Genomic DNA, 21,494 nt, shown 5'->3' with positions numbered 1-21,494 from the left:
TCCGACACCCTGGACGGCGACAGCAGTCGTACGGATAAGGGAGGCCGGACATGCCGGGTCCGCTGGAGGGCAGAGTCGCGCTGGTCGCGGGGGCGACGCGGGGAGCGGGGCGCGGGATCGCGGTGGAGCTCGGCGCGGCCGGTGCCACCGTCTATGTCACCGGGCGCAGCACCCGCGCGCGGCGCTCGGAGTACGACCGGCCCGAGACCATCGAGGACACCGCCGACCTGGTCACCGAAGCCGGCGGCCGGGGCATCGCCGTACCCGCCGACCACCTGGACCCGGCGCGGGTACGGGCGCTCGTGGACCGGATCGCGGACGAGTCCGGGCGGCTCGACGTCCTGGTCAACGACATCTGGGGCGGCGAGCACCTGTTCGCCTGGGACACCCCGCTCTGGGAACACGACCTGGACGACGGGCTGCGGCTGCTCCGCCTCGCCGTCGAGACCCACGCCATCACCGGCCACCATGCCCTGCCGCTGCTGCTCAGGCACCCCGGCGGCCTGGTGGTCGAGGTCACCGACGGAACCGCCGAGTACAACCGCGACACCTACCGGGTGAACTTCTTCTACGACCTGGCCAAGGCGTCCGTCCTGCGGATGGCCTTCGCCCTCGGCCACGAACTCGGCCCGCGCGGCGCCACCGCCGTGGCGCTGACCCCGGGCTGGCTGCGCTCGGAGATGATGCTCGACAACTTCGGGGTACGGGAGGAGAACTGGCGCGACGCCCTCGACCGCGTCCCCCACTTCGCCATCTCCGAGACCCCGCGCTACGCCGGCCGCGCCGTCGCCGCCCTCGCCGCCGACCCCGAGGTGGCCCGCTTCAACGGCGCGTCCCTCTCCAGCGGGGGACTCGCCCGGGAGTACGGCTTCACGGACCTCGACGGCAGCCGCCCGGACGCCTGGCGGTATCTCGTCGAGGTGCAGGACGCGGGCAGACCGGCCGACACCACGGGCTACCGCTGACCGCCCACGGGAACACGGGCAGAAGCACACGCCGTCTGCCGCCGTCTGCCCTGCCGGTGGTCCCGGCCGTACCGTCTTGGCCATGACCGACCTCAAGCGCTTCGCAGGACACGGAGTTCTCGTCACCGGCGCGGCCCGCGGCATCGGCGCCGCCGTCGTCCGCCGCCTCGCCGAGGAGGGCGGACGGGTCCTGGCGACCGACCGGGACCTGCCCGAGGCCGAGCGGACCGCCGCCGCGCTGCGCGAGCGGGGGCTGGCGGTGGAGGCGTACGGATGCGACGTGGGCGACCGGGAGTCCGTGGCGGCGGCCGTCGCCCGCGCCGTCGCCGCCTTCGGCTCGCTCGACGTCCTGGTCAACGGCGCCGCGCACTGCACTCCCGACACACCGCTGTTCGAGGAGCAGCCGGAGGAGTCCTGGGCCCTCGACCTCGACGTCACCCTCACCGGCGCCCACCGCTGCTGCCAGGCCGCCCTCCCGCACCTCGCCGCCTCCGGCCGGGGCGCCATCGTCTCCATCGGCTCGGTCAACGCCGCGCAGGACTTCGGCAACCACGCCTACAGCGCCGCCAAGGCCGGGCTCGGCGCGCTCACCCGCACCCTGGCCGGGCACGCGGCCCCGCGCGGGGTCCGGGTCAACCTCGTCGAACCCGGCACGGTCCGCACCTCGGCCTGGGAAGGGCGCGAGGCCGACCTCGACGCCGTGCGCGCGCTCTATCCGCTCGGCCGGGTCGGCGAACCGCGGGACATCGCCGCCGCCGTCGCCTTCCTCGCGTCCCGGGACGCGGCCTGGATCACCGGCACCACCCTCCGTGTGGACGGCGGACTCACCGCCGTCCACACGGGGTTCCACACGGCGCTCCGGCAGCGCCCCGAGGGCTGAGACTCACCCCGTCGTCGCGAGCGCGTCCAGCACCCGCCGGACATCGTCCTCGCCGGTGCGCCAGTTGCTGAAAGCCGCCCGCAGCCCGGGCACGCCGTCGTACACCGTCGGCGTGAGGAACGCCTCGCCGGAGGAGGCGACGGCCCCGGCCAGGACGTTCACCCGTTCCTGGGTGGGCTCGTCGGCGAGGGTGAAGCAGACGACGTTGAGCCGGACCGGCGCCAGCAGCCGCAGCCCCGGCAGGGCGTCGATGCCCGCGCCGAACCGCCGGGCCAGGGCGACGTTCCGCTCGACGATCTCGCGGTGGCCCTCGCGGCCGTAGGCGACGAGGGAGAACCACGCGGGCAGGGCCCGCAGCCGCCGGGAGTTCTCCGGGGTCAGGTGCAGGAAGTCGGGCTCGCCGGCCGGCAGGCCGAGGTACGGCGAGGCGTTGTGGAACACGGCCACCTGCAGATCGCGGCGGCGGGTGAACTGGACGGCCGCGTCGTAGGGGACGTTGAGCCACTTGTGCAGGTCCACGCAGACCGAGTCGGCCGCGTCGAGCCCGTCCACGAGGTGGGCGTGGGCGGGGGAGAGGGCGGCGAAGCCGCCGAACGCCGCGTCGACGTGCAGCCAGAAGTCGTACCGCTCCTTCAGGGCCGCGATCGCCCGCAGGTCGTCGAAGTCGACGGTGTTCACCGTTCCGGCGTTGGCCACCACGATCGCGGGCCGGCCGCCGAGTTCGGCCAGCGCGGCGTCGAGCGCGGTCACGTCGACGGCCTCACGGTTGCCGGCCTGCAGGGGCACGGTCCGCAGCCGGTTCCGTCCGATGCCCAGCACGGACAGCGCCTTGGACACGCTGGAGTGCGGGCTGCCGGACAGCACGTCGACCGGGCCCAGCGCGGCGGCCCCGTCCCGGGAGACGTCCACGCCCAGCCGCTCGCCCAGCCACTCCCGGGCGACGGCGAGGCCCACGGTGTTGGACACGGTCGCCCCGGTGACGAACGCCCCGCTGTGCGCCTCGCCCAGCCCGAACAGCTCGCGCAGCCAGGCCACCGTCTCGCGCTCCAGAGCCGTCGCCCAGGAGCCCGCGGAGCCGGAGACGTTCTGGTCGTAGGCGGCCGTCAGCCAGTCCCCGGTGACCGACGCGGGTGTCGCGCCGCCGGTGACGAAGCCGAGGTAACGCGGCCCAGCCGAGCCGGAGAAGCCCGGCGCCCACCGCTCGGCGAACCGCGCGAGGGCACCCTCGGCGCCCGCGCCCTCGGTGGGGAGGGCGGCCCGGGCGGGCGCCGGTTCCGGCCGGGCCACCGGCCGGTCGGCCAGGCCATCCAGTTCACGGGCGGCGAAGTCCCGGGCGGACTGCAGGAGTCGGGGGAGCCGGTCGAGATCGCCGGCGAGCGTGCGATGCATGAGCCGCAGCGTACGAGGGGCGGGACACCGTGGCCTGGTCCACCTGAGGGAAACTGGATCGATGCACACTGGTTTCGTCGCCGCGCTCGGTGCCTGGCGTGCTCAGGACGGCCCCCTGGCCCGGTCGCTGTGCGCGGCCGTACGGGACGCGGTGCTCGACGGGCAGCTGCCGGCCGGCACCAGGCTGCCGTCCGAACGTGACCTCGCCCGCACCCTGGGCGTCAGCCGCGGCACGGTGGTGACCGCGCTGACCCTGCTGCGGGACGACGGCTGGCTGCACACCCGGCACGGCAGCGGCAGCGTCGTCCGCCTGCCCGCCCGGCTCACCGAGCGCCTCACCCCTTGGTCCCTGGACCGGGGCGGGGCCCGCGACGCGGACATCGACCTCACCCTCGCCGTCACCGCCGCACCCCACGAGGCCTGCCTCGCCGCCCTCGACCGGGCCGCCGGGCGCAGCGCGGCCCTGCTCGTCGACTCCGGCGTCGCCACGGCGGGCCTGCCCGGCCTGCGCGAACTGCTCGCCGACCGCTACACGCGCGCGGGCCTGGCCACGCGGCCCGAGCAGATCCTGGTCACCTCCGGCGCCCAGGCCGCGCTCACCCTGCTCCTGGACCACCTGCACACCGATCGCCGGGCACCGGTCGCGGTCGAGAGCCCGGCCTACCCCGGCGCCCTGGCCGTCCTGCGCCACCGCCGGGCCCGGCTGCTGCCCGTGCCCGTGTCGGCCCGCGACGGCTGGGACACCGACCGGCTCGCCGCCGCCGTACGGGAGCGACGCCCCCAACTCGCCTACCTCGTCCCCGACTTCCACAACCCCACCGGCGCCCACATGCGCGCGCCCACCCGTCGTCGGCTGGCCGGACTCGCCGACCGGCACGGACTCACCCTCCTCGTCGACGAGACGATGCGCGACCTCGACCTGAGAACACCGCCCGGCACGGAACCCCACCTCTCCGGGCCCCGCGTCATCCAGATCGGCTCCACCTCCAAGACCCTCTGGAGCGGTCTCAGGGTCGGCTGGATCAGGGCGGGAGCGGACCTCGTACGGGCGCTGCGCCGCAACCCGCTGCAGGCCCAGCTCTCCCCGCCGCCCCTGGAGCAGCTCGTCGCCGCCGACTTGCTCGGCGACCCGCTGGAAGCCGTCCTCACCGACCGCCGCGCCCGGCTCCGCGCCCAGCGCGACCACCTCGCCGCGCTGCTCGCGGACACCGGGTGGACGTACACCGTTCCCGACGGCGGCCTCTGCCTGTGGCCGCGCCTCGACGCCTCCACGACCGCCCTCGCCACCCGGGCCGCCCACCGCGGCCTCGCCGTGACCCCGGGCCCCCTCTTCGCCGCCGACCGCGCCACCCTGACCCGCCACCTGCGCCTGCCGTTCACGGCGACCCCCGAGACGCTGACGCGTGCGGTCGGGATCCTGCGGGAGTGCCTCCGGGCCGAGGACACGTGAGGCGGCCTGTTCGGCGCGGTGACGAAGTTCACCGTTTCGTCACGGCGTGACCCTTCCCGCAACCATCGCCCCCGCCCGTGTGTCTACTTGTCCGGATTCGCAGGAATGTTGAGTGGTGAAGAAGGGGAAGTGCCTGGCATGGGTGGGGAGATACGCAGACGAAGCGCTGTCGCGCTCGGGATCACGGGACTGGTGGCACCGCTCACGCTGGCGCTGAGCGCGCCCGCGGCGCAGGCGGCGAGCTGTACGACGCAGGCGGGGCCGTACCAGAAGCAGGTGGAGAAGTTCCTCGGCCGTCCGGTCGACGGCAAGCAGTCGGCCGCCGACTGCAAGGCCATCCGGGCCTTCCAGAACAAGCACGGCATCACGCCCGCCATCGGCTACGCGGGTCCCGTCACCTGGGGCGTGATGGACCTGATGAACAAGCAGAAGGCCGTCGGGAGCGACCCCAACAAGGACGGCAAGTGCCCGGTGAACAAGGGCCGCATCGCCTGCGTGAACCTCACTCTCCAGCTGAGCTGGATCCAGGACGGCGACAAGCTGGTCTACGGTCCGGTGCCGGTGCGCACGGGCCGGGACGGGTACGAGACCCGTACCGGTCTGAAGAAGATCTACTGGCGGGACATCGACCACGTCTCGACCATCTACGACGTGCCCATGCCCTACAGCCAGTTCTTCGACGGCGGCCAGGCCTTCCACTCGGTGAACCTCAGCATGTGGAACCCGCCGGGCTCGCACGGCTGCGTCAACATGACGACGACGGCCGCCAAGAAGTACTGGTCGCTGCTGAAGAAGGGTGACGACGTGTTCGTCTACGGCCGCAAGCCGGGCACCTGAACCGTCATGCCCGTGGCGCGTCCCCGAAGTCAGGGATCTCCAGCCGGACCCCGCCCTGTCGCGCGGACTCGTGCGCGATGATGCCCGGCAGGGTGTAGCGGGCCGCGACCCAGGCGTTCACCGAGGGCAGGGTGCGGGTGTTCACCGCGGTCACGAAGTCGTCGGCCAGGAAGTGGTGGCTGCCCTCGTGGCCGTTGTGCAGGTGGTCGAACTCCCGTGGCAGCCGGGAGCGGTCGTGCACCGGCGCCGATCCGGAGGTGAACGCGGCCCGCAGCTCCGGCGCGACGTGCCGCAGGGACGGGTCGTCGGGGGACATGGTGGGCTTGGGCTCCAGGAGTTCCGTGATGTCCTTCACCCCTTCCTTGTCCTGCCACAGGGCGACCGTGGCGAGTTGCTCCATGCTGGCCTCCGTGCCGAAGAACCGGAACCGTGACTCCCGTATGTGCGACGGGTAGCCGACCCGCCGGAACTCGTTCGTCCGGAACGAGCCGCCGCCCGCCACCTCGAACAGCGCGGTCGCGTTGGAGAAGTCGTTGCCGAACTGGCTGACCTCCTTGTCGAACACGCCGTCCCCGCGCCCGTCGACGACACCGATCGCCGACACGCTGACCGCGTGCGTCCGCCAGGCCCCGAGCACCCCGCCCACCGAGTGCGTGGGGTACAGCAGCGGCGGATAGCTGGCGGTCGCCTTCCAGTTCTCGCCGCCGCTGTACCGGTACGCCTCGTAGAACCCCAGGTCCATGTCGTGGACGTAGTCGCCCTCGGCGTAGAAGAGCCGCCCGAAGGCGCCCTCGGCGAGCTGGTCGCGGGCGTGCACGGTGGCCGGGTTGTACTGGCTGGTCTCGCCCATCATGTAGGTCAGTCCGGTCGCCCGCACCGCGTCGACGATCGCCGCGATCTCCTCCGTGCTGACGGCCATCGGTACGGCGCTGTACACGTGCTTCCCGGCGTTCAGCGCCCGCAGGACCAGCGGGCCGTGGGTCCAGCGCTGGGTGAAGATCGCGACCGCGTCGACCGCCTTCGACTCCAGCATGTCCTCGTACGTGGGGAAGGTGCCCGCGAGCCCCTGCGCGGCGGCGAGCCGCTCGGCCCGCTCCGGCAGGAGGTCGGTGACGTAGACGTCACCCACTCCGGGATGGGCGTGGAACAGGGTGGCGAACTGACCGGAGAACTGTCCGGCTCCGACGATGCCAAGGGAGAAGGTCATGGAGTTACTTTTGGTCTGAAAGAATATGGGTGTCAAGAGGCCCGCTGCGACGGGATTGCCCGCGCCGGGGTGGCCTCTTTGTTTCCGATGCGAAAGAAAAAGGGGAGTCGACCTTATGACCACCGCCCCCACGGCCGGATGGCACCCGCTGAGCCCCGCGGAGCGCTCCGTGGCGATCGAGGTGCTCGTCCACGGCCCCCTCTCGCGCACCGAACTCGCCCGGCGGCTGAACCTCTCGGCGGGCAGCCTCACCCGGCTGACCAAACCGCTGATCGAGTCCGGCCTGCTGGTCGAGGTGCCCGACGGGGTCGCCGCGGCCCAGGCGCGTCAGGGGCGGCCCTCGCAGCCGCTGGACGTCGTCGCCGACTCCCGCGCCTTCCTCGGGTTCAAGGTCACCGAGGACATGGCCTACGGCGTCGTCACCACCCTGCGCAGCGAGGTGGTCGCCCGCCTCGACCGCCCGCTCACCGGCCACGACCCCGGCGAGGTGGCCGACCTGCTGGCCGCGATGACCGCAGAGCTCGCCGTCGGCCCCCCCGCCCCGCTCGCGGGCATCGGCATCGGTGTGGGCGGCCTGGTCCGGGAGCGGGCCGTGGTCGGCGACTCCCCGTACCTGGGCTGGCGGGACGTCCCCCTGGCCCGGCTGGTGGGGGAGCGCACCGGACTGCCGGTGGTCGTCGAGAACGACGTCGCCGCCCTGGTGGAGGCCGAGACCTGGTTCGGCGCGGGCCGCGGCCTGGACCGCTTCGTCGTGCTGACGATCGGCGCCGGCATCGGCTACGGGCTGGTGCTGGGCGGCAGGCGGGTGCCGCATGCCGAGGAGGACCGGGGGTTCGGGCGCCACTGGATCATCCAGCCCCACGGCCCGCTGACCCCGGACGGCGCCCGCGGCAGCGCCGTGTCCCTTCTCACCATCCCCAGCATCCGCTACCAGATCCGGGCCGCCACCGGCCGCGACGCGACCTACGAGGAGATCCTCGCCCGCGCCGCCGAGGGCGAGCCCATGGCCGCCCGGGTGGTCGACGAGGCGGCGCGGGCCCTGGGCACGCTGGTCGCCCAGATCGCCAACTTCGTCATGCCGCAGCGGATCCTGCTCGCGGGGGAGGGGGTCGGGCTGATGGACGTGGCCGGTGCGGCGGTGGACGAGACGATCCGCTCCCACCGCCACCCGCTGGCCGAACCGGTCGGACTGGAGACGAAGGTGTCCGACTTTCACGACTGGGCGCGCGGGGCGGCCGTGCTGGCCATCCAGGTTCTGGTGCTCGGCACCGTCGAGGGGTGAACTCTCCGTGACTCCCCGCCCTCTTGACGTGATGAGCAACACGGTCTGAAATGTCCGAATAGCTCGTACTTACTCACGGCGCCTTCACGGCGACCGGCATATGCTTCACATCATGTCCACCACTGTTGAAGCCGTCTCCGAGCGATCGGCCGCGGAGGTCAACGAGGAGATCCGGGCCCTGTGGCTCCGGTCGGGCGGGACACTGACCACCGAGCAGCGCGAGGAGTACCAGCGGCTCGTGTTGGAGTGGGCCGCGGCCACCCCTCAGTAGGCCTCGGGCCTGTCCACTGGGACAGGCCCTACTTTTTTAACCCCACGTGGCCGAGTAATACCGCTGATACGCCTTGCGGTCCTGTTCCGCGCGGATGTACCGCGTCGCGACCAGGGCGATCAGGCTGCCCGCGATGACCAGCAGCCCGGGGCCGATGTTCCGGGTGTCGGTGAGCCGGGCCAGAAGGGTCTCGCCGTCCGCGGTCCCGGTGACCGGTGCCGAGGAGCCGGGCGAGGCCGCGCTGGGCGCGATCGCGCTCTGGGTGGACGAGGCGGACGGCGCGGGAGAGGCGCCCTGGCCGCCGGCGGCGTTCTGCGTCGACGCGATCAGCTGGACACCGAGCGCGGACATCGCCTTCGTCACCGGCTGGAAGAAGGTCGTACCGCCCGTGGTGCAGTCGCCGCTGCCGCCCGAGGTCACCCCCAGCGCGATGCCCTCCGAGAACATGGGACCGCCGCTGTCGCCCGGTTCGGCGCACACATTGGTCTGGATGAGGCCGGTGACGGTGCCCTCGGGGTAGTTCACGGTCGCGTTGAGCCCGGTCACCTGACCGTCGCGCAGCCCGGTCGTGCTGCCGCTGCGGAACACCCGCTGGCCGACCGTGGGATCGGCCGCGCCGGTGATCCGCACGCCGTTGCCGTTGCCGATGGCCACCACGTCCGCGCCGTCGCCGGCCTTCCCGGACGTGTACTGGATGAGCGAGAAGTCACCGCCGGGGAAGCTGTTCTGGACCGTCTTGCCCAGCTGCTGGTTGCCCTGGTTGTCGGCGAACCAGATGGAACCGGAGGGCCCGCAGTGACCGGCCGTGAGGATGAAGTCGCTCTTGCCGTCGGTGACGTTGAAGCCCGCCGAGCAGCGGCCGTTGGTGGAGAGGATCGGCTGCGCCCCGTTCAGCCGGGTGGTGAAGGTGCTCTGCGTGCGCTCCATGCGCACGAAGCCGCCGATGCCCTCGGCCACCTTCGACAGCCGGTTCCAGTCGGCCTTCGACACGGTCTTGTCGGCCTGCACCACGACCTCGTTGGTCCGGTAGTCCAGCGACCACGCGGTGCCCGCCACCCGGGGCGCCGAACGCAGCGTGGCGGCGGCCGACTTGAGCTCCTTCATGCTGTGGCCCACGACCTTCGCCTCGGCCCCGGCCTTCTTCACCACGGCCGCCGCCTCCTGGTCGGTGACCGCGACGACCGGGCGTCCGTCGGCGCTGATCCAGCTGCCCGCCGTACGGGTCGTGCCGAGCTTCGCGGTGAGCGCGGTGCCGGTGCTCCCGGCCTTGTCCGCCGAACTGGACGGCACGGCGGACGTGCCGGGAGTCTCGCTCGCCATGGCCTGGGTGACCATCACGCCTCCCAGCAGGAGTCCGCCGACCGCCGCCAGCTGTGTCACCCGCCGGACGACCCGTCGTCGTGCGTGCCTCATGCATGGCTCCCGAACCCCGAACGCACGGTGTCTCAACACCGCGGGGCCCTCCGGTCGTTGAGTGCCCTGTCCTTCATACGTGGCTCGGGGCGACGGCGTTCACCGCCGTCATGATCTTCTCAGTCCTTGCGGGCCACTCCCGCGAACATGGCCACTTCGTCCGGCTCGGCCCCGTCGCCGGGCTCCGGGCGCCAGCGCGAGCAGGACACCACCCCCGGCTCCAGCAGCCGCAGACCGTCGAAGAAGCGGGCGACGTCCTCGGGGGTGCGCTGGGTGAGCTTCGGCGTGCCGTGCTCGTTCCAGAACGCGACCGCCTCGTCCACATCCGGCATCGACGGGCTGGTGATGGTGTGGGAGAGCACCAGATGGCTCCCCGACGGCAGCCGGTCCACGAGCCGGCGCACCAGGCCGTACGGGTCCTCGTCGTCGCCGACGAAGATGACCACGCCGAGCAGCATCAGCGCGACCGGCTCGCTGAGGTCCAGGGTCTTCGCGGCGTGTTCGAGGATCGCGTCGACGTTGCGGAGGTCCTCGTCGAGGTAGTCGGTACGGCCCTCGGGCGTGCTGGTGAGCAGGGCCCGCGCGTGCGCGAGGACCAGCGGGTCGTTGTCGACGTACACGATCCGGCTCTCCGGAGCGACGCGCTGGGCGACCTCGTGCGTGTTGTCGGCGGTGGGCAGCCCGGTACCGATGTCCAGGAACTGGCGGATGCCGAGGTCGCCCACCAGGTGCCGCACGGCCCGCCCCAGGAACAGACGGTCCGCGCGGGCGTACTCGCCGATGCCCGGGTGCAGTTGCCGGATCTGGTCGCCGGCCGCGCGGTCGACCTCGTAGTTGTCCTTGCCGCCGAGCCAGTAGTTCCAGATCCGGGCCGTGTGCGGCTGGCTGGTGTTGACGCGGGCGCGCAGCGACACGGCCACGTCGTTGGTGGCTGCCGGGTTGTCGGTCACGGGGGGTCAGCTCCTGGATGCCTGATGAAGGAGGTACAGGGGTCAAGAGGCAATCTAGACGCCGGAGTTGATCTCCGCCGGTCGTCCGGGGTTTTCCACGTCCGGACCCGCGGCCCGCGCCCGGGTCCGCCGCACGCCCCGGCCCCCTATCTTGAGCCCCATGACCAGCATCCCTCACGACACGCCAGGTGAACCGAATCCGCTGCGCGTACTCACCCTGGAGCGGCTGCGATGTCGTACGAGCATGAAATGGCGCACCTACCCCGAGGACGTGCTGCCGCTGTGGGTGGCCGAGATGGACGTGCCGCTCGCCCCGGCAGTGGTCCGCGCCGTCACCGAGGCGCTGGAACTCGGGGACACCGGCTACCCGGCGGGCACCGCCTACGCCGAGGCGCTGGCGGCCTTCGCGGCCCGGCGGTGGGGCTGGGACGGGCTCGCGGTGGAGCGCACCGCGATCGTGCCCGACGTGATGCTGGGCGTGGTCGAGATGCTCAAGCTGGTCACCGGGAACGGGGATCCGGTGGTGGTCAACACCCCGGTGTATCCGCCGTTCTTCCCGTTCGTCACACACCTGGGCCGGCGGGTGGTCGAGGCCCCGCTCGGCGCGGACCTGCGCATCGACCTCGATGTGCTGGAGGAGGCCTTCCGGGCGGCGGTCGCCGGCGGCGGGCGGGCCGCGTACCTGCTCTGCAGCCCGCACAACCCGACCGGCACCGTGCACACGGCCGACGAGCTGGCCGCCGTCGCCGCGCTCGCCGAGCGGTACGGCGTGCGGGTCGTGGCCGACGAGATCCACGCCCCGCTGGTCGCCGCCGGTGCCGCCTTCGTGCCGTATCTGGCGGTGCCGGGCGGGGAGCGCGGGCTGTCGCTGATGTCGGCGTCCAAGGGGTGGAACCTGGCCGGGCTCAAGGCCGCGCTCGCCGTCGCCGGGCCCGGGGCCGCCGCCGACCTCGCCCGGCTGCCCGAGGAGGTGGGCCACGGCCCCAGTCACCTCGGTGTCATCGCCCACACCGCGGCCCTGCGCGACGGCACCGGCTGGCTGGACGCCCTGCTGACCGGCCTCGACGACAACCGGCGCCTGCTCGCCGGACTGCTCGCCGAGCACCTGCCCGCGATCCGCCACCGCCCGGCCGAGGCCACCTACCTCGCCTGGCTCGACTGCCGCGCCCTCGGCCTCGGCGACGACCCGGCCGAGGCCTTCCTGACCCGCGGCCGGGTCGCCCTCAACTCCGGGCTCCCGTTCGGCACCGGCGGCGCCGGGCACGTACGCCTCAACCTCGCGACGTCACCGGAGGTGATCACGGAAGGGGTGCGGAGGATGGCGGCGGCCCTACGAGGAGCCGGCCGTCCGGGGGCCGGGCCGACGGCGTCCTCCTAGACTGCGGATATGGACGACTCGCCGCTGGAGCGGCTCTCCGCGGGCAAGTACCTGCTGGTCACCAGCTACCGCAAGGACGGCACCCCGGTCCCCACACCCGTCTGGGTGGTACGGGACGGGGGCGCGCTCGGCATCTGGACGGCCGCCGACTCCTGGAAGGTCAAGCGGATCCGCCGCCGCCCCGACGTCCTCGTGGGCCCCTGTGACGCGCGGGGCCGGCCGACCGGCGACCAGATCCCGGCCACCGCCGAGATCCGCGACGCGGCCACGGCCGAGCGCTACCGGGGGCTCGTCGCCCGCAAGTACGGCGTCTTCGGCCGCCTCACGCTGCTGGGCAGCCGCCTGCGCAGAGGGCGGGACGGGACGGTGGGGGTCACGGTCACCCTCGGGACCTGACGGAGACGGCCGGCGGGGCCGCGGCCGGTGTGCCGCGGCCCCGCCGGTGTGCGGTGCACGGTCACGGCGCGTTCAGCACCGTGCCGTCCATGACCAGCCCGCCCGACTGCGGGCCGCCCTCGTCGTCGACCTGCTGGAAGCGCACGGACTCCTCGGACTCGGCGACCCGGTCCTTGACCGTGGGCAGCGTCACGTCGCTGCTCAGCCTGCCCGCCGGGACGTCCACCCACAGGTAGAGGTTCTCCACCTTGGACAGCGGACGCTCCGGGTTCGGCGACGCTCCGGCGGCGTCCCGCAGCCAGGCGGGGTCGACGTCCTTCGTGGACAGCTCCGTTCCGGAGACCGGCACCACCATGAACGCCGTACCGAGGCCCACGTCGGTGGCCTCGGACAGCGACATCCGCCACTTGAGGGTCTGTCCCTCGGTCACCCGTCCGGCCACCGGGGTCACGGTGATCTTCGGCGCCGGGTCGTCGTTGCGGACGGTGATGCCGCCCCGGTAGGAGCCGACGACCGTGCCCTTCACCGCCTTGACCAGGATGTCGTGCGGTACGTCGTCGCCGTACCGGGTGTTCCCCTCGACCTTGACCGGTACGTCGATGTCCTGACCGCCGGGCCGCACCGTCACCAGCCGGTCCTTGGTCTGCCCGGTGACCGGGTCGACGACGTACACCCGCACCTGGCCGCTGCCCTGCCCGGACACCTGGACCGGCACCCGGTAGGTGCGCACGCCCGAGTCGCCCTCGTCGACCGTGGTCCGGCCGACGTCGACGCGCCCCAGCGCCGCCGCGTGCACCGCGGGCGTGCCGGGCCGCCAGCCCCAGGCGTCCATCAGCCAGGCCTGCCCCGACCGCGAACGCGGCGTCAGCCCGAGGGACTTGACGTGCCGCAGGTCGAGTCCGGCCCGGCCGGCCGCCGTCAGCGGCACGCGCACCTCGCGCGCCCAGTACGACGCGGTCCGCTCACTGCCCGGCAGCCCGTCCACCCGCACCCGGCCCAGGTTCGCCTTGCGGCCGGAGGTGTCGGTGAGGGACACGTCCAGCTGGGTCCCGGTGGTGTTCTGCGGCACGATCACCCGCAGGGTCAGCGCCTTGGCGCCGCCGAGGGACACCGGCTTTGCCGGGCTGATCCGGGCCGGGGAACCGGCCGAGGTCCAGCGCAGCGCGACGGCGTGCCGCCCCGCCTCCTTCTGCGTCTCCCACATCGCGAAGTGCGGTGAACCGCCCTTCACGTTCCGTCCCAGGCAGGCGACGGCCGGGTCGGGGTCGACCGCGGCGCACAGCCGCGCGCCCGACACGGTCACCTTGTCGTCCGGCAGGAACCGGGCGCCCCGGTTCGCACCGACCGCGTGGCTGAGCACCCGCGCCGGGTCCGCCGAGGGGGCACGCCGGCCCGAACCGTCGAGCAGTGGACGCACCCGGTCGTCCCCGGCGACGAACAGCCGGGCCGCGGCCGCGATGTAGGTCGAGCCCGCCTTGTGCTGCTGGTTGGCGGTCAGCCGGGTGGCCGCGCCCTTGCCGCACACCCGGTCCCGGTGGTCCGGGTCGTCCCAGAAGTCGTCCTCCGCCGGAGCCTGCGCCTGCCCCGGCGTCCACTCGGTGTTGAAGAAGTTGTGGTTGGCGCCGACCACGTACACGGCGCTGTGCGGGGCGGTGCCGCGGCTGACGCCCCGGGTGCCGTCGACGTACACCTCGCCCTGGAGGTCGGAGACGTCGCCGTCGCAGCCCGGCAGGATCGACACCGACGGCACGTCCGGCACCGGGTTCTGGCCGAAGACGGTCGGGCCGATCAGCACGGTGCCGCTGATGTGCCAGCGCACCGGCCCGTGGTAGCCGTCCTGGTCGGCGGGCGGCGGGTACAGGCTGTCCAGCGCGGCCCGGTTCACACCCTCGCCGCCCCGGGAGTGCCCGACCAGCAGCACACGGGAGGGGTCGGCGCGCGGGGCGTCACGGACCACCGGCGGTGCGGCGTCGGGGTGTTCGGCCCAGTCGGCCCACTGGGCCAGATGCAGCCGCACCAGCGACGAACGGGCCTGCGCCCCGCCGTCCTCGGCGGCCCAGTCCTGGCCGTTGACGCCGTTGGCGGAGACCGACACCGTCACATAGCCCTGCGAGGCCAGCAGCTTCTGGTCGCGCAGATAGCCGCGGTGGCTCGGCACCGGCTTGCTGCCGGCCTTGCACGGCCAGTCGCCGGTGATGTTGCCGTGCGAGGTGTAGCAGGTGTAGTGGCGGCCGTGCAGGAACAGCGCCAGCGGCCTGCGCCCGGTGGCCCCGGTCGGCGCCACCACCACGCCCTTCATCTCGACCGGCTCCGAAAACCCGGGCAGCTTGACCGACTTGAGGGTGTACTCACCGGTCACCGTGCGGTACGAGCCGGGCTTGCCCGGGTCCACGCGGCCCGCGGGCAGCGGCGCCGGGGGCCGGGCCGCCGCCGCATCGTGGTCCTGCGGGGCGGCGTCGGACTTCTCGGCGTCCAGCCTCCGGCCGCCCGACCACACTTCGAGACTCTTCAGGCCCGCCGAGCGCACCCCGTCCAGGCCGAGGCGGAAGCTGTGCCCGTCCTTCCCCGGCGCCGGAACGCCCAGCAGGCGTCCCGCCGTACGGAACTCCACGCGCGCGTCTCCCATGGGCACCCGCGCGGCCGACCGCCACACCAGCTGCGGCGCCGAGCGCGTACCGGCGATGTGCCAGCCCGGTGGGAGGCTCTCCCCGGCCGCCGCCAACGCCCCTCTGTCCGGTGGCTGTTGCGCCTGCGCCAACCCCGGGGATCCTCCCGCCACCGCGAGTAACACCGCGGCGGTGACCCATATTCGCCGGGCACGGACCACTGTTTCCCCTCCTCGAACGCCGAGTCGGGGCACCCCGGCCGTCCCGGGGGCCCCTCGCGTTCCGGAGGACGGGAAGGGGAGGCTGTGGGTTGCCTGTGCGGCTCGGATGAATTCGTTCGAGCGCCGACGACGGCTGCGCGGGAAAGGGCGCGCCCCCGGCGGTGGTGAGGGACCGTCAGCTCCAGGCCCGGTACGGCTCGTCGAGCAGCTGGAAGACCGGCTCGCCCCGCACCGGGTCCTTGGTCGTGGCCAGCTGCACACGGTCCCCGCTGTGGATGCCGATGGGCGGACCCATGACCCGTCCGCGTACGACGAAGCCCTCGGCCATCTCTATCAGCGACACGTTGCGCGCGGCGGGCGTGTTGCGGTGCACCACGGTGGCGTGGCGGACCGTGCCCCGGCCGCCGCTGCGCTCGGTGCGCAGGTCGCTGCCCTGGCACACCGGACACAGGAGCCGGTGGTACATGGCGGTGCCGCACCAGTTGCAGCGCTGGAAGACGAGGGTGTCCTTGGAGTCCGTGAGGTCCGCGGGACGGGGATCGAGGACGCCCGTGGCGGAGCCGGCCGCCGGATGAGCGGCGCTTCCTGAAGGGTGGTACACGCTGTCAACTCCCTGCGCTCGGCCGGAATCCGCGCACCCGGCCCGAGCCGCGCACGCATGTGCGCGGTTCACCGTGCCACCGTGCACGCCGACAGAGTATGGCACTCAGTGCCACTCGTAAAGGCACTGCGTACCCCTAATCTGCGGACCGGACGGACTCCAGTTCCTGCACCACCCGCCACAGCGGGGCCCCACGCCGGGAGACGAGCACGATCACGTCCTCGGGTCGCTGCCCGGCGGGCAGCACCACGGGGGGCCGGTCGAAAGCCGACTGCACGTATCCCAGCGCGTGGTCCACCGCCGCGTTCGCGTCGTCCCGGCCGTCCGAACGCAGCCAGGAGCGCAGCGCGTTGTTGTGCGCCGCGACCACCGCCGCCGCGATCACGTCCGCCCGCAGCGTCCCGTCGGGCCGGCCCGCGAAACGGCCGCGCAGGTACTCGGCGAGCGCCCGCTCGTAGCGCCACACCACGGACAGCTCGTACGCGCGCAGCCCCGGCACCTTCTTGGTGAGGCGGTAGCGCTGCACCGAGAAGGTGGGGTTCTCCGCGTACATGCGCAGCACCAGCCGGGCCGCGTCGCACACCCGCCGCACCGGCTCGTGCTCCGCGCCGCTCGCGGCCAGGAACGCGGTCATGTCGGCCAGACAGCGTTCGTGGTCGGGGAAGACCACGTCCTCCTTGGAGGGGAAGTAGCGGAAGAACGAACGCCGTCCGACCCCGGCGAGCGCCACGATGTCGTCCACGGTGGTCTGTTCGTAGCCGCGTTCCAGGAACAGCCGGAAGGCCGCCGCCACCAGGGCGTCCCGCATGGGCGGCTTCGTGGCGGGGCCCGCGCTGCTGGAGCTCATGGACGTGAACGTAGCACCTGTCCGGATGTCGTGGCACTCAGTGCGGCTTTCGGGGAACTGAGTGCTTTCTGAACCAGGGGGTCGGTGCTTCCGTATCACTGCCCGGGGACGGAAGGAGAACAGTGTGACGACACCGACCGATCCGGGCCGGCCGCAGCGCGGCCCGGTCCTCGAACCCATCCGCGTCCTGCGTCCCCGCCGCCTCGACACCCTCGCCGAGCTGATGAGGGAGATGGAGCAGGACGCGGCACGCGCGGACGCCCCCCAGGGGCAGGAACCCGTCGAGGACAGGACCGAGGAACTGCCCCGCGTCTCCGACGCCCCGACCGGGACCCCGCCCGCCGCGCCCGGCACCGGCGCCTTCGGGTTCGGCCCGGGACTGCGCCGCGCCGCCGTCACGGTGGCCGTCGCCGCGGCCGCGCTGGTCGGCTTCGGCTGCGCCCTCCTGCTGCCCGGCCGGCAGGACACCGCCACGGCCGCCCAGCCGGCCCAGCCGTCCGCCACCGCCCCCGCCACCTCCGCCGCGCCCGCGACGACCGGCCCCACCGCGACGACCGGCCCCACCGCCGCCACCGACCCGGACGGCGCCGGCACCCTTCGGGAGGGCGACAGCGGCGCCGAGGTCACCGAGCTGCAGGAACGCCTGCTGCGCATCCCGGACGTCTACCGCGACGGCGCCACCAGCGGCCACTACGACGCCACCCTCACCGCGGCCGTGGCCCGCTTCCAGCTCTGGTACGGCATCAGCGGCGACGAGACCGGCGTCTACGGCGACGACACCCGCCGCTCCCTGGAGTCCCGCACCAGCCTGGCCACCGGGTGACGGGCGGCGCGGGGGGTGAGCCGGCGGGAACCGGGGGCACCCGTGGGGTGAGCCGACGCCGGTCGGCGGGATCGGCGACGGAGGTGGGACGGGCATGGCGGACGCCAACGTGTTCATGGACCGGCTCGATCCCGACATGTGCGTGGTCACGGCCGCGACGGGCGAGGAACGCTCGGGCTGCCTGGTCGGGTTCGCCTCGCAGTGCTCCCTCAAGCCCGTGCGGTTCGCGGTGTGGCTGTCCAAGGCCAACCACACCTACCGGCTCGCCCGGGCCGCCGACTGCCTCGCCGTCCATCTGCTGACCCGCGACCAGTACGAGCTGGCGGCCCTGTTCGGCGGCGAGACGGGCGACCGGGTCGACAAGTTCGCCCGTGTGCCCTGGCGGCGCGGGCACGGCGGGGCGGTCGTCCTTCAGGACGCGGCGGCCTGGTTCGTCGGCACCGTGCGGGAGCGCACCGACGGCGGCGACCACGTCGGCTTCCTCCTCGACCCCGTCGAGTGGGGTGAGCGGCGCGACGGGCCCCTGCTGCGGCTCACCGACACCCTTGCCATCGACCCCGGTCATCCGGTGGACTGACCCGGCCGGCGCTCGATCGAACGCCCGGCAAGGCCCTGGGAAAAATCCGGCGGCGCGGGACTGACGTGCCCCGCCCTGGGCAGCCATCACGCGGTCGGCCCGAGCCGTCGGCCCCGCCGGACCGTACGACCGAAGGCCATCCCGATGACCGGCTCCCGCATCCCGGGCCTCGTGCTGCCCACCGTGTTCCTGCTGGCCGTCGTCGTGGGCCTGTGCTGGTACTGGCGCCACCGCGACGACGACTAGATCTCGGGCGGCACCCGGATGTCCAGGACGCACACGTCGTCCCGTCGCTCGCCCTCCAGCATCACGGCGAGCAGGGCCTCCAGGGAGCCGGGCTCCTCGCAGTGGTGGGCGAGGGCGGCGTGGGCGAGGCGGGCGAGGCCCGCGTCGAGGCCCTCGCCGGGCCGCTCGACCAGACCGTCGGTGTACAGCAGCAGCCGGTCGCCGGGTTCCAGACGGCACTCGGCGGGCTGGTAGACGGGTGACGCGGACGCTCCGAGCAGCATGCCGGCGGGCCGGTCGAGGTAGCGCGCCTCGCCCCCGCGCAGCAGCAGTGGCGGCGGGTGTCCCGCCTGCGCCCAGGCCAGCCTGCGGCCCTCGGGCTCGTAGCGGGCCAGGACCATGGTGGCGGTGCCGTGGCTGTCCCGGGAGTGCAGCAGCAGCGTGTTCAGCCGGGTCAGCGCGCCGGTCAGCGACGAACCGGTGCTGACCATGCCCTTCGCGGTGAAGCGGAGCTGGGCCATGGTGGCGACCGCGTCTATGCCGTGACCGGCCACGTCGCCGACCACGAACAGCGCGTTGTGGTCGGGCAGCTCGATGGCGCTGAACCAGTCGCCGCTGACGTGGATCTGCGACTGGGCGGGCACGTAGGTCACGTCGACCCGCAGCCCGGCGAGCTCCACCGTATTGTTCGGCAGCGGCAGCAGCGCGTGCTGCAGCCGGGCGGCCATCGCCCGCTCCGCCTGCAGGATGCCGCGCTGCATCAGGACCGCCCGCTCGCTCTCCACCAGCGCCAGCTCCGCGCTGCGCTGCGCGGTGAGGTCCTGCACGAAGCCGTGCACCTCGACGGGCGTGCCGTCCTGGTCCGCCACCGCCTCCGCGACGGCTCGCAGATGCCGGAACCCGCTGCCCACGCCGATCCGGAACGGTACGTCCACCGGCCCGCCGTCGCGGACGAGCTCGGTGACGGCACGGGAGAGGACGGGCGCGTCCTCGGGCACGACCAGGTCCGGCAGCCGCTCCAGGGGGAGGGGGCCGTGCTCGGGATCCCGGCCGAGGATGTCGTACACCTGGTCCGACCACGAGGCCTCTTGGGTGACCAGGTTCCAGTTCGCCCAGCCGAGGTTGCCGAGCCGCTGCACGTCGGCCAGGCGCTGTTCCTGCCGGTCGGAGAGGTCGTGCCGGATCCAGCTGACCACCAGCCCGTCGCCCAGCCGCGCCGCCCGCACCGAGTAGGTCGCGGTCTGCGCCACCCCGTCCGCCATCTCCTGGTACGCGAACGGCTCGCCCTCGAAGGGCTCCCCGGTCAGGAGCGCCGTCAGATACCCCTGCCACAGCGGCTCGCCCGCCACGGACGGGTAGCACTCGAGGATGCGCAGGCCGATCAGCTCGCGTCCGGTGCGGCCGAGGACGTCGACCGAGCCGGGGGCCGCGGCGTCGATGCGGTAGTCCTCCACCTCGCCCGACGGGGCGCGCAGCGGGGTCAGCAGGATCGCCGTGCCCGGCAGCACGTCGAACACGGCCTGCACCGCCTCGGCGACGTTCGAGGCGGCGTGGTCCGGCGGTGCGTCGAACGCGCGCAGCCGGCCGGCGCAGAGCCGGGCGACGGCCAGCAGGAGCTCCCGTGTGCGGGGGGCGAAGGGTCCCCCGCGCCCGCGCAGCACGCCGAGCGCCACGTCGGCCGTGTGTCCGGTCGGCACGGGCAGCCAGGCGCGCGACCGCCAGCGCTCGGGCGGGTCCCCTATCAGCAGGTACCGGGTCCGGTCCGTGGGGAGGTCCTCCAGCCAGCGCGGCTCCCGGGCCCGCAGGGTGTCCAGTGGGGCGACCCCGTTCAGCGGCGGAATCCGGTGCCACTGGGCGGCCAGCGTGTCGCCGATCCCGGCGTGCCCGATCAGTTCGAGTCCGCCTTCGGGCAGCCGCGCGTACAGCAGGACGGCGTCCGCCCCCACCTCCGGCCCGAGCCGCTCCCGCAGGCACTCGGCGAGCTCCCGCGGCGAACCGACGCCCACCAGCGCCTTCCCGAGCCGCGCCAGCGTCTCGGCGTGGTCGTCGGGCCCTGCGGCCTGAAGCGCGGTACCGGTCCGGGCGGGGGCTCCGGCGACCGGCTCGAAGTCACGGTCCGGCTCCGCGCCGCCGTCCGGCTCCGCGCCGCCGTCCGGCTCCGCGCCCCCGGCGGGGTCCACCGCGCGCGGCCCCGCGTCATCCGTGGCCCCCGGGTCACCGGACTCGTCCCGTGGGGGCATCAGGGCGCCGAGGGTCAGCCAGCACTCCTCGATGAGGGTGCGGTTCCCGGCCTTGGCGCGTTGCAGCAGCTCCTCGTGCGCGCTGTCCGGGGTGCATCCGGTCAGGGCCATCAGGGCGCCCTTGGCCCGCTCCACGACGGCGGAGGTCGCCGCCAGCTCCTGGAGCCTGTCCATCTCCGCGCGCTGCCTGGCCACGACCTTGGACAGCGCCGCCAGGTCGGGGACGCCGCCGGTCTGCGGGGGAGGGGCGGGCTCGCTCGTCACGCGACGAGCATTGCACATCGGGGCGGGTCCGATCACTCCCGTACCGGGCACGAGTTCCCCCGGCGGCCGGACCCCTGGGACGGGTGGTCCCGAGCAGGGTGGACGGCGCCCCGGGGAGCGGCCGGAAAAGGGCAGGTCGCCGCGGCTGGTTCGACCGTCGTGCGCGGTCAGCGGCCCGTGCTGTGGCCGACCAGCGCCTCGGTGACCGCCCGGACGCTGCGGGCGATGTGCTGCAGCTGGAGCACCTCCGCCGCGTACAGCTTGATCGTGTGCTCGATGACCGACTCGGGCATGCCCAGCACGGGCAGCTCGGCGCGTGCGGTCTGCAGCGCGGTCCGGGCCACCCGTATCTCGTGCTGCACCTGGATCTGGGCGTGCCGGGCGAGCAGCACGGGGTGGCGGATCAGCGCCGGGTAGCTGGCGTAGCGGGCCGGGACCAGCTCGCGCAGCCACTTGGCGGCCGAGCGCTCCCAGTCGTAGCTGCCGGGCGTCTTGACCTGACAGGGCCAGTCGGGGCTGACGGTGCGCGTCGTCGTGAGGGTCATGATCATCGCTTCCGGGTGTGCGGCGTCGTGAGGGGTGGTCCGACGGGGTGGGGCGGCCCCGGCCTAGGGGATGACCGGGGCCGCCACGGGCGCTCGCGCAGGCGATGCCCGATCGAACACCCCTGGC

Annotated in this window: 19 protein-coding genes; 10 read left to right on the top strand and 9 right to left on the bottom strand. The window is 73.5% G+C overall.

The features are described from left to right. Nucleotides 1-50 precede the first annotated feature (50 nt). Nucleotides 51-965: an SDR family oxidoreductase gene (locus ACZ7L0_RS25850; protein WP_471244930.1), complete on the top strand. Its 915-nt coding sequence runs from the start codon at nucleotides 51-53 to the stop codon at nucleotides 963-965. Between the two features lie 82 nt (nucleotides 966-1,047). After that, entirely contained in the window at nucleotides 1,048-1,845 is a 798-nt protein-coding gene (locus ACZ7L0_RS25845) for an SDR family NAD(P)-dependent oxidoreductase (protein ID WP_471244929.1), read from the top strand. A 3-nt stretch (nucleotides 1,846-1,848) separates the two neighbouring features. On the opposite strand, the gene ACZ7L0_RS25840 is transcribed toward ACZ7L0_RS25845, so the two are convergent. After that, nucleotides 1,849-3,234 carry a pyridoxal phosphate-dependent decarboxylase family protein gene (locus ACZ7L0_RS25840; RefSeq protein WP_471244928.1) on the bottom strand — a complete coding sequence of 462 codons (1,386 nt, stop codon included), beginning with the start codon at nucleotides 3,232-3,234 and terminating at the stop codon, nucleotides 1,849-1,851. Nucleotides 3,235-3,295: 61 nt separating this feature from the next. Between ACZ7L0_RS25840 and ACZ7L0_RS25835 the strand changes: the two genes are divergently transcribed. Next, entirely contained in the window at nucleotides 3,296-4,684 is a 1,389-nt protein-coding gene (locus ACZ7L0_RS25835) for an aminotransferase-like domain-containing protein (RefSeq protein ID WP_471244927.1), read from the top strand. Between the two features lie 138 nt (nucleotides 4,685-4,822). Further along, nucleotides 4,823-5,521: a L,D-transpeptidase family protein gene (locus ACZ7L0_RS25830; RefSeq protein ID WP_471244926.1), complete on the top strand. Its 699-nt coding sequence runs from the start codon at nucleotides 4,823-4,825 to the stop codon at nucleotides 5,519-5,521. A 4-nt stretch (nucleotides 5,522-5,525) separates the two neighbouring features. Here the strand turns inward: ACZ7L0_RS25830 and ACZ7L0_RS25825 are convergent, their stop codons facing one another. Then, nucleotides 5,526-6,728, bottom strand: coding sequence for a Gfo/Idh/MocA family protein (locus ACZ7L0_RS25825; RefSeq protein ID WP_471244925.1), 1,203 nt, complete (start codon nucleotides 6,726-6,728; stop codon nucleotides 5,526-5,528). A 115-nt stretch (nucleotides 6,729-6,843) separates the two neighbouring features. On the opposite strand from ACZ7L0_RS25825, the gene ACZ7L0_RS25820 reads away from it, so the two are divergent. Both ACZ7L0_RS25820 and ACZ7L0_RS25815 read left to right on the top strand, forming a co-directional pair. Further along, nucleotides 6,844-8,010, top strand: coding sequence for an ROK family transcriptional regulator (locus ACZ7L0_RS25820; RefSeq protein WP_471244924.1), 1,167 nt, complete (start codon nucleotides 6,844-6,846; stop codon nucleotides 8,008-8,010). 112 nt (nucleotides 8,011-8,122) lie between these two features. Beyond that, entirely contained in the window at nucleotides 8,123-8,281 is a 159-nt protein-coding gene (locus ACZ7L0_RS25815) for a hypothetical protein (RefSeq protein ID WP_471245113.1), read from the top strand. 36 nt (nucleotides 8,282-8,317) lie between these two features. On the opposite strand, the gene ACZ7L0_RS25810 is transcribed toward ACZ7L0_RS25815, so the two are convergent. Next, nucleotides 8,318-9,694, bottom strand: coding sequence for a S1 family peptidase (locus ACZ7L0_RS25810; protein ID WP_471244923.1), 1,377 nt, complete (start codon nucleotides 9,692-9,694; stop codon nucleotides 8,318-8,320). A 119-nt stretch (nucleotides 9,695-9,813) separates the two neighbouring features. Further along, nucleotides 9,814-10,644: an SAM-dependent methyltransferase gene (locus tag ACZ7L0_RS25805; protein ID WP_471244922.1), complete on the bottom strand. Its 831-nt coding sequence runs from the start codon at nucleotides 10,642-10,644 to the stop codon at nucleotides 9,814-9,816. 160 nt (nucleotides 10,645-10,804) lie between these two features. Here ACZ7L0_RS25805 and ACZ7L0_RS25800 point away from each other — a divergent pair, with 160 nt between their 5' ends. Further along, nucleotides 10,805-12,022: a MalY/PatB family protein gene (locus ACZ7L0_RS25800; protein ID WP_471244921.1), complete on the top strand. Its 1,218-nt coding sequence runs from the start codon at nucleotides 10,805-10,807 to the stop codon at nucleotides 12,020-12,022. Between the two features lie 9 nt (nucleotides 12,023-12,031). Further along, on the top strand, nucleotides 12,032-12,418 hold the full coding sequence (locus ACZ7L0_RS25795; RefSeq protein WP_471244920.1) for a PPOX class F420-dependent oxidoreductase: 387 nt from the start codon (nucleotides 12,032-12,034) through the stop codon (nucleotides 12,416-12,418). Between the two features lie 61 nt (nucleotides 12,419-12,479). Here ACZ7L0_RS25795 and ACZ7L0_RS25790 read toward each other — a convergent pair whose 3' ends face one another. The 3 genes from ACZ7L0_RS25790 to ACZ7L0_RS25780 all read right to left on the bottom strand — a co-directional run bounded on the left by ACZ7L0_RS25790 (nucleotide 12,480) and on the right by ACZ7L0_RS25780 (nucleotide 16,693). Next, nucleotides 12,480-15,245: an alpha/beta hydrolase gene (locus ACZ7L0_RS25790; RefSeq protein ID WP_471244919.1), complete on the bottom strand. Its 2,766-nt coding sequence runs from the start codon at nucleotides 15,243-15,245 to the stop codon at nucleotides 12,480-12,482. A gap of 175 nt (nucleotides 15,246-15,420) precedes the next feature. Further along, nucleotides 15,421-15,846 (bottom strand): Zn-ribbon domain-containing OB-fold protein, encoded by a 426-nt coding sequence (locus ACZ7L0_RS25785; RefSeq protein ID WP_471244918.1) that lies wholly within the window; start codon nucleotides 15,844-15,846, stop codon nucleotides 15,421-15,423. A gap of 136 nt (nucleotides 15,847-15,982) precedes the next feature. Then, complete coding sequence (locus ACZ7L0_RS25780; RefSeq protein WP_471244917.1) at nucleotides 15,983-16,693, bottom strand: TetR family transcriptional regulator; 711 nt, start codon at nucleotides 16,691-16,693, stop codon at nucleotides 15,983-15,985. Between the two features lie 124 nt (nucleotides 16,694-16,817). On the opposite strand from ACZ7L0_RS25780, the gene ACZ7L0_RS25775 reads away from it, so the two are divergent. Together ACZ7L0_RS25775 and ACZ7L0_RS25770 are read left to right on the top strand one after the other, a co-directional pair. Continuing rightward, complete coding sequence (locus ACZ7L0_RS25775) at nucleotides 16,818-17,516, top strand: peptidoglycan-binding protein (RefSeq protein ID WP_471244916.1); 699 nt, start codon at nucleotides 16,818-16,820, stop codon at nucleotides 17,514-17,516. 94 nt (nucleotides 17,517-17,610) lie between these two features. Next, nucleotides 17,611-18,093, top strand: a complete 483-nt coding sequence (locus ACZ7L0_RS25770; RefSeq protein ID WP_471244915.1) for a flavin reductase family protein — start codon at nucleotides 17,611-17,613, stop codon at nucleotides 18,091-18,093. 242 nt (nucleotides 18,094-18,335) lie between these two features. Here the strand turns inward: ACZ7L0_RS25770 and ACZ7L0_RS25765 are convergent, their stop codons facing one another. Then, nucleotides 18,336-20,732, bottom strand: a complete 2,397-nt coding sequence (locus tag ACZ7L0_RS25765) for a SpoIIE family protein phosphatase (RefSeq protein ID WP_471245105.1) — start codon at nucleotides 20,730-20,732, stop codon at nucleotides 18,336-18,338. Between the two features lie 257 nt (nucleotides 20,733-20,989). Beyond that, nucleotides 20,990-21,373: a hypothetical protein gene (locus ACZ7L0_RS25760; RefSeq protein WP_471244914.1), complete on the bottom strand. Its 384-nt coding sequence runs from the start codon at nucleotides 21,371-21,373 to the stop codon at nucleotides 20,990-20,992. Nucleotides 21,374-21,494 lie beyond the last annotated feature (121 nt).

Source organism: Streptomyces sp. NPDC039424 (assembly GCF_055639495.1).
Note: the sequence above shows the minus strand (reverse complement) of the source record. Positions and strands in the feature narration are given on the sequence as shown.

Bases quoted from the DNA above. Each gene is read 5' to 3' on its own strand.
- ACZ7L0_RS25830 (WP_471244926.1), top strand. From the start codon at position 4,823: ATGGGTGGGGAGATACGCAGACGAAGCGCTGTCGCGCTCGGGATCACG.
- ACZ7L0_RS25780 (WP_471244917.1), bottom strand. From the start codon at position 16,693: ATGAGCTCCAGCAGCGCGGGCCCCGCCACGAAGCCGCCCATGCGGGAC.
- ACZ7L0_RS25820 (WP_471244924.1), top strand. From the start codon at position 6,844: ATGACCACCGCCCCCACGGCCGGATGGCACCCGCTGAGCCCCGCGGAG.
- ACZ7L0_RS25760 (WP_471244914.1), bottom strand. From the start codon at position 21,373: ATGATCATGACCCTCACGACGACGCGCACCGTCAGCCCCGACTGGCCC.
- ACZ7L0_RS25800 (WP_471244921.1), top strand. From the start codon at position 10,805: ATGACCAGCATCCCTCACGACACGCCAGGTGAACCGAATCCGCTGCGC.
- ACZ7L0_RS25795 (WP_471244920.1), top strand. From the start codon at position 12,032: ATGGACGACTCGCCGCTGGAGCGGCTCTCCGCGGGCAAGTACCTGCTG.
- ACZ7L0_RS25815 (WP_471245113.1), top strand. From the start codon at position 8,123: ATGTCCACCACTGTTGAAGCCGTCTCCGAGCGATCGGCCGCGGAGGTC.
- ACZ7L0_RS25770 (WP_471244915.1), top strand. From the start codon at position 17,611: ATGGCGGACGCCAACGTGTTCATGGACCGGCTCGATCCCGACATGTGC.
- ACZ7L0_RS25845 (WP_471244929.1), top strand. From the start codon at position 1,048: ATGACCGACCTCAAGCGCTTCGCAGGACACGGAGTTCTCGTCACCGGC.
- ACZ7L0_RS25840 (WP_471244928.1), bottom strand. From the start codon at position 3,234: ATGCATCGCACGCTCGCCGGCGATCTCGACCGGCTCCCCCGACTCCTG.
- ACZ7L0_RS25850 (WP_471244930.1), top strand. From the start codon at position 51: ATGCCGGGTCCGCTGGAGGGCAGAGTCGCGCTGGTCGCGGGGGCGACG.
- ACZ7L0_RS25765 (WP_471245105.1), bottom strand. From the start codon at position 20,732: ATGGACAGGCTCCAGGAGCTGGCGGCGACCTCCGCCGTCGTGGAGCGG.
- ACZ7L0_RS25810 (WP_471244923.1), bottom strand. From the start codon at position 9,694: ATGAGGCACGCACGACGACGGGTCGTCCGGCGGGTGACACAGCTGGCG.
- ACZ7L0_RS25825 (WP_471244925.1), bottom strand. From the start codon at position 6,728: ATGACCTTCTCCCTTGGCATCGTCGGAGCCGGACAGTTCTCCGGTCAG.
- ACZ7L0_RS25835 (WP_471244927.1), top strand. From the start codon at position 3,296: ATGCACACTGGTTTCGTCGCCGCGCTCGGTGCCTGGCGTGCTCAGGAC.